General features: G+C 59.0%; 3 protein-coding genes and 2 pseudogenes. 2 read left to right on the top strand and 3 right to left on the bottom strand.

Annotated features, from left to right (window positions below; translation table 11 throughout):
- Positions 1-380 precede the first annotated feature (380 nt).
- Positions 381-1,253 (top strand): GGDEF domain-containing response regulator, encoded by an 873-nt coding sequence (locus ABIC30_RS30405; RefSeq protein WP_354456704.1) that lies wholly within the window; start codon positions 381-383, stop codon positions 1,251-1,253.
- A gap of 25 nt (positions 1,254-1,278) precedes the next feature.
- Here the strand turns inward: ABIC30_RS30405 and ABIC30_RS30410 are convergent, their stop codons facing one another.
- From ABIC30_RS30410 to ABIC30_RS30420, 3 genes and pseudogenes are all read right to left on the bottom strand, one after another.
- A complete protein-coding gene (locus tag ABIC30_RS30410; RefSeq protein WP_354456705.1) occupies positions 1,279-2,976 on the bottom strand; it encodes a methyl-accepting chemotaxis protein in 1,698 nt (565 codons plus the stop codon).
- A gap of 1,092 nt (positions 2,977-4,068) precedes the next feature.
- Positions 4,069-5,427: a flagellin N-terminal helical domain-containing protein gene (locus tag ABIC30_RS30415; protein WP_354456706.1), complete on the bottom strand. Its 1,359-nt coding sequence runs from the start codon at positions 5,425-5,427 to the stop codon at positions 4,069-4,071.
- Positions 5,428-5,601: 174 nt separating this feature from the next.
- A pseudogene (locus ABIC30_RS30420) lies at positions 5,602-6,215 on the bottom strand (IS630 family transposase); the annotation flags it as partial.
- 87 nt (positions 6,216-6,302) lie between these two features.
- On the opposite strand from ABIC30_RS30420, the pseudogene ABIC30_RS30425 reads away from it, so the two are divergent.
- Positions 6,303-6,545: pseudogene (locus ABIC30_RS30425) on the top strand (IS6 family transposase); the annotation flags it as partial.

Here is a 6,545-nt window from a genome sequence, read left to right on the forward strand (position 1 = left end):
CCCAGGTCTCTCGCGAAGCCTGTTGGAAGTTGGCGACTCAGGTCGCGGCTGCACGTCTGTAGCGTGTCCGAGGGCCTTCTAGCCAGTACCGCGCAGGATCATCTGTCCGTTTGGATCGCATCCAAATGTCGATCGATCGCAATTAGATAGAGAAAAATAAAATTTTCATATTATATCTTGGATTGTATCATGGAGACAACGTGAAACATTATTCGATTTAGCTGTTGGTTAGTGACGTTGCAGATTTTATTCTGTGTACATTTTGCGATGACCGAAGTAGTTTTTGCTCACGGGTTTAAGAAACCCGCACTCATCCCCCTGATCCTCCGCAACGCTCGATCGGGTCCGCCGTGCACATCGTACTCGTCGATCCCAGCCGGGTGGTCCGCAAGACCGTCTCGCGGATGCTGGCCGAGGCCGGCCATACGGTCGTGCCCTTCGAGGACTCGGCCGCAGCACTCGCGCATGTCGGCGCCGACCCGTCCGTGACCTGCGTTCTCACCAGCCTGGAGGTGGCTCCGCTGGACGGGCTGGAGCTGTGCTGGGCGCTGCGCGCCCTCGCGGATGACCGCCGGCCTCTGACCATCCTCGTCATGTCCAGCGCGCGTGAGAACCGGCCGCTCGACGAGGTGCTGGACAGCGGCGCGGATGACTTCCTGACCAAGCCACCGGCCACACAGGAACTGCACGCCCGGCTGCGCTCGGCCGAACGCGTGCTGAGGTTGCAGCAGGAACTAATCCGGCAGGCCGACACCGATCACCTGACGCAACTCCTCAACCGGCGGGCGTTGATGCGCCAGGGCCACAGGGCGGTCGAGCAAGCCTCGGCGGTCGATCCCCTGGCGGTGCTGCTGATCGACATCGACCACTTCAAGTCCATCAACGACAGCCATGGCCACGACGTCGGCGACGTGGTGATCCGTCACGTCGCGCACATCCTGCGGGAGGCCGGGGGGATCGCCGGCCGGCTCGGGGGCGAGGAGTTCGCGCTGCTGCTCCAGGGCCACTGTCTGGGCGGCGCGGCGGTCGTGGCGCACCGCATCCGCCGCCGGTGCGCCCTGCCGATACCTCTGGGGCAGAACAACGCCCCGCTTCGGTTCACCGTAAGCGTCGGGCTGAGCGAGTGGTCGGACGGCGCCAGTGTCGACACTCTGCTCAAGGAGGCCGACCTTGCACTCTACGCCGCCAAGCAGGGTGGCCGGAACCGTGTGGCGGTGATCAGCGCCTCGCTGCAGCCGGAACTCATCGACTGATGGGTCCCGGCCGCAGTTTCGAGCTTCACGCCGCGCGCACGGTTGCGAGGAAGCGGGCCACTTCGGCGCCGAGATGCTCGGACTGGCGCGATAGCTCGGACGCGGCCCCCAGGACCTGGGCCGCCGCCGCGCCCGTCGCCTCCGAGGCCTGCGCCACGCCCGCGATGTTGCCCGTCACCTCGCTCGTGCCGGTCGAGGCCTGCGCCACGTTGCGCACGATCTCCTGCGTGGCTGCCGTCTGCTGCTCCACCGCCGCGGCGATCGACGCCGCCACGCTGTCGATCTCGCGGATCCGGCCCATGATGCCACCGATCGCCGTCACCGCCTGCGCGGTCACGCCCTGGATCTGGCCGATCTGCTGGCTGATCTCCTCGGTCGCCTTGGCGGTCTGCTCGGCCAGCGCCTTCACCTCGGAGGCCACCACCGCGAAGCCCCGCCCGGCCGCGCCGGCGCGGGCCGCCTCGATCGTGGCGTTCAAGGCCAGCAGGTTGGTCTGACCGGCAATGCCGGAGATCATCCCGACCATGTCGCCGATCCGGGCAGAGGTCTGGCTGAGCGCCTGGACGAGATGGGCGGTCTGGTCGGCTTCCATCACGGCTTTCTGGGCCAGGCTTGCCGAGCCAGAGACCTGTCGGCCGATCTCGGTCACGGAGGACCCCAACTCCTCGGCTGCAGATGCTACGGTGCTCACGTTGGAGGCGGCCTCCTCGGCTGCGGCCGCTACGGTGGTGGACTGGCTGGCCGTCTCCGCGGCGGTGGCGGTCATCTGCTGGGCGGTCGCCTGGAGCTCGGTGGCCGAGGACGAGACCACGCCGACGATGCCGCCGACTGCGCGTTCGAAGCCGTCGGCGAGTTCCACCATGGTTCGCTTGCGCTCCAGTGCCGCTGCCTCGTCCGCGATGCGCTTCATCTCAGCTTCCTCGGCAGCCTTGCGGGCGACCATGGCCTTGATGCCCTCCACGGCCCGACCCACTTCGCCGATCTCGTCACGGCGCGTCGCCTCGGGAATGGCAGCATCGATCTCTCCCTGAGCCATGCCCCGCAGCACCGCGACGAGGCTACCGAGGGGACGCAGGACACCGAAGATCACGATCGCCCCGGCGAGGCCGAAGGCAACCATGAACCCGACGATCGATGCGCCAATCATGATCTGGCTCGCGCTTGCGGAGGCGCGTTCAGCTTCATCACGAGCCTGACGAAGCTCGGACGTCAGTGCCTCAACGCGCGATCGGATCGAATCACGGAGCTTGAACCGGAGCGGTTGCCCTTCGATCATCGCGATCTTCGCGGCTTCCTCATTTTCATTCTTGAGACCGAGTGCAGTGGATCGGTCAGCTGTGGCGTAGAATGCGTGGAGGTCATCGCGCAGCCTTCGGAAGGCCGTCATATGACCCGCGCTGCCACCGAGGGCCATCAACCTATCGACGGCCTCGTAGCTCCGTTTCACCGCAGCATCGTAGGCGGCCTTGTAAACGGCCATCTCCTGCTGACGCGTTTCGATGATCGTGTTGCGATTTTGGATCGTGGCTTCATTAACATTCACTTGAACCGTTAAGATCTGCTCGAGACGGCTGGCCTGCAGATCGACAATATGTTTTGTCCGGTCTTCAAGCGTGTCAATTATGATTATGGAATATGCTATGAGAGCGGCCGAGACAAGTACAACTGCTAGGATAGACGCGGATATCTTTACGATGATCTTGCTATGTCTCAGGAAGCTCATGGTCGTGTTCCTTGCAGGGTTCATGCTGCGCAAAAAGCTGCGGTGGATCTTCCAGCTCTCGCTCAGGGTGTGACACCATCCCCCGTAGCGAACGAACGTAGAGGCCTGAGCATCATCCCTCTCCCTGGGACAGTCACGCTGTCCGGGCGATGGCTTGAAAGCGGTCGAGCTAGCGGCTCCGCGCTGGTCAAGTATTCAGCATCAAGGCCCGGCACAGGGCGATCATCGGATACACAGTGAGATCCAACCGACGAGGATTATGAATTTACCAACACACCCAGTTGCCCGGCGTTGTGAACGGGGCCATGGCCGATAATGAGCGGCAGAACATATGATAACGCCGTCACGCCTCCGACCCACTAAAATATTCTCGGTCAGCGTCATAACATGGCATATGACGAGAATAATGCCTCGATATTTTGAAATATCTACTTTATAGATAACTACAAGATTGTAAACGTAATTAGGTAACGATTATGCGGAACAACCCCCGAACTTTATAATCTATTTTGAATTGCAGGTCAGAGATTTTTTGAAACATTTATCAGGTTTCGGTTGACAATGGTTTCGTTTCTTCCAGTCTATCGCTTGGTAGGCTGTATATATCCCCCCTCAAACTATAAGGCAGCATGAGCCTGGGCTCTGCGGGGGGAAGCTGCCGCGCGGTTGGAGCGCCCATGCACAGCCTGTTGTAATCTTCGATGATCCGATGCGAACCGCGAGCCTTGGGCGGCCTCACCGCACTCATCCTCTAATTTTCCGCGACGCTTGGTCGGGTCCGTCATGAACATTGTACTCGTCGATCCCGGCCGGATGGTCCGCATGACCGTCTTACAGATGCTGACCGAGGCCGGCCATGCGGTCGTGTCGTTCGGGGACTCGGCTGCAGTGCTGCTGTCTCATTTAAAAGCTGACCGTGAAAGTCCCCCAGCGAGGACAATAATTTTGAATGTTGTAAAAATATGTGGGCGGTATCAGCCTTTCTGTATGCCTCTGGATCATAATCGGCAAGAAGATGACGGACGCCGACTGTATTAGTTTAGAATTGGCCAAGACCCATCACAGCCGCCCGGCAGCGATGGGTAGAATATCTTAGCGAAGCAATTGTAGTACGTCTTGATTTGCCTGATTGGCCATTGAGAGAGCTGAGGTGCCGAGCGACTGCCGAAGCTGCAGTGCCTGCGAGTTGGCTGCTTCCTGATTCATATCGGCGTTTGTTAAGTTGCCGGCACCTGTGTCCAAAATATTGGTCAAATTTTTGGTGAAATCTTGGCGTGTTTGAACTATAGATTGGTTGGAGCTAAGAGTAGAAGATTGACTTTTTAGCGCTGAAAGCGCATTAGTAAGAGCGTCGGAAGCTTTTCTTAGATCAGAATCATTCTGAATGCTGAAATCAGATCCGGACGCTGACTTAGCAGAGTCCTGCATCATTCCGATACCAAGCTTTGACGAGTTGACCTGCGTGCCTTGTATATCAAGTTTTGACTGATCTGCGCCGGTTTTCTCGTTGAACACGATAGTTGCCTTGTCGCCGTTGAGCAAATTTACGCCGCTGAAGCTGGCATCTTTGGCAGTATCGTCGATCTGATCACGAAGGGTGTTGAACTGAGAAACAAGTGAGGATCGTGCGGCAGAGCTTCCACCGGAGCCAGCAATAGGAGTGTTGCCGCTAGTAGCGGCGGCGGCGCCGAACAGTGTCGTGGTGCCGGCCTTATCCGCAGCGAACGTGCCGGCAGTCGTCCCCGTCGTCGATACCGCTCCGAAGGCTATCGAAAGGGGATCGGAACCAACGCCTGTGACTTGAACTTTGCCTTGGGAGTCGACTGAAGCGGTGGCGACGCCCGATTTATTGATCTGCGCCACCACGTCGCTCACTTTGTCGCTGGCTCCAACTGCGAAGCTGTAGGTGCTGTTGCCTGCCTTGATCTGGATTGTGGCTTGGCTTATCGCTGTGTTCGCCTGCGCTCCAGTACCCATGATGCTCGACTTAAGGCCCAGATTTCCATTAGTTGTAGTTTTCGCATCTGCGGCGGTGCCCAGCACAGTCTTGTTTATGGCGACGTCGTGCGCACTTCCCCCCACAGTCGCGGTCTCGCTCGCTTTCACTAGCGCGTTGCTACTTGTAGTGGGCAGATTCTCGGCGATGTTATTTTGTGCTTGCTGCACCACAGACTGCAATTGCTTCACGTAGTCGGTGATGGTGTCGATGCCCTTCGACGCAGCCTGAACCGTTTGGATGCCATTAGACATGCCAGTGAGCAGACTTGTCAGGGACGAAGACCGATCTGTCAGTCCTTGAGAGGTGAAATACTTGACCGGATCATCAAGGGCGCTGTTGACGCTCTTGCCAGTTGTGAGTCTGGTTTGGTTGATTGACGATTGATCGGTCGTCTTTTGTATCGAAAGCAGATTTTGTCGCACACTGCTGCTTAGATAGACATCATAATTCATTTCTTTTCCTCCAATTCCGTCATCTATATTTGAGCAAGGTCTATATTTGATCTAACAATAGTTAATTTCTGGATAATAAATATGTATAGTCTAGCACATCTATGGTACAATCCATACTAAAAACCGTACTTTGCGTACCGAAGTTCGAATAGTTGGCGCTAGAGCGGCATCCGATCACGCTGGATCATATGCGTCGTAGCCTGCGGCGACGATATAGCGGCGGCATTCGGCTGACGTGAAGCGTCTGAGGGCTCGTTGGATAGTATCCCATAGGTCGCTGATCGTGCGAGCAGCCTTGGCACGAAGAATGGCCTTCTTGGCGAAGGCGAGTTCGATCGGGTTGAAGTCGGGGGAATGGCCGGCAGGTAAAGCAGCCTCGCTCCCGCCGCCTCAATGCACTCGCGGAGGCCGCTGACCTTGTGGGCGGGCAGATTGTCGAGCACGACCGTGTCACCGGGCCTGAGGGCGGGGACGAGGGTTTGTTCGACATAGTCGCGGAAGCGAGCGCCCGTCATCGGTCCATCGAAGAGGGCGGTGGCCATCAGACCGCTGGTGCGTAGGCCGGCAGTGACGGTGGTGGTTTTCCAGTGGCCGAACGGCACCGCGACCCGGCAGCGTTCTCCACGCGGCGCCCGCCCATAACGGCGTGCCATCTTCGTGTTCGTGGCGGTCTCGTCGAGGAACACGAGCCTGTCCGGGTCGAGATCGAGCTGGCGCTCGAACCAGGACAGACGCGCTGCCTTCACGTCCTCCCGTTCCTGCTCGGCGGCGTGTCCGGTGTTTTTTTGGGGCCTGTCGCAAATGCGAATGCGTTGAGGTTCACGGGCCGTTAGCCATACGCGCCCAGCTTGCTGCTCCGCCCTCGGAGCCGGCCCATGATCCTGTCTGCTATCGCTGCCAAGCTCAAACACCGCGCCAAGGCCGACTTCCGGGGCCGGCACTTTGAGGCGGCCCTGATCGTGGAGGCCGTCTCCTGGTACCTGCGCTATCCGCTCAGCTATCGCGACATCGAGGAGCTGTTCCTGGAACGGGGTCTGGAGGTCGACCACTCCACCCTGAACCGCTGGGTTCTCGCCTACGCGCCGCTGATCGAGAAGCGACTGCGGCAGTTCCGTCGG

It is taken from the genome of Methylobacterium sp. 1030, from assembly GCF_040544715.1.
In the GTDB taxonomy this organism is placed as follows: domain Bacteria; phylum Pseudomonadota; class Alphaproteobacteria; order Rhizobiales; family Beijerinckiaceae; genus Methylobacterium.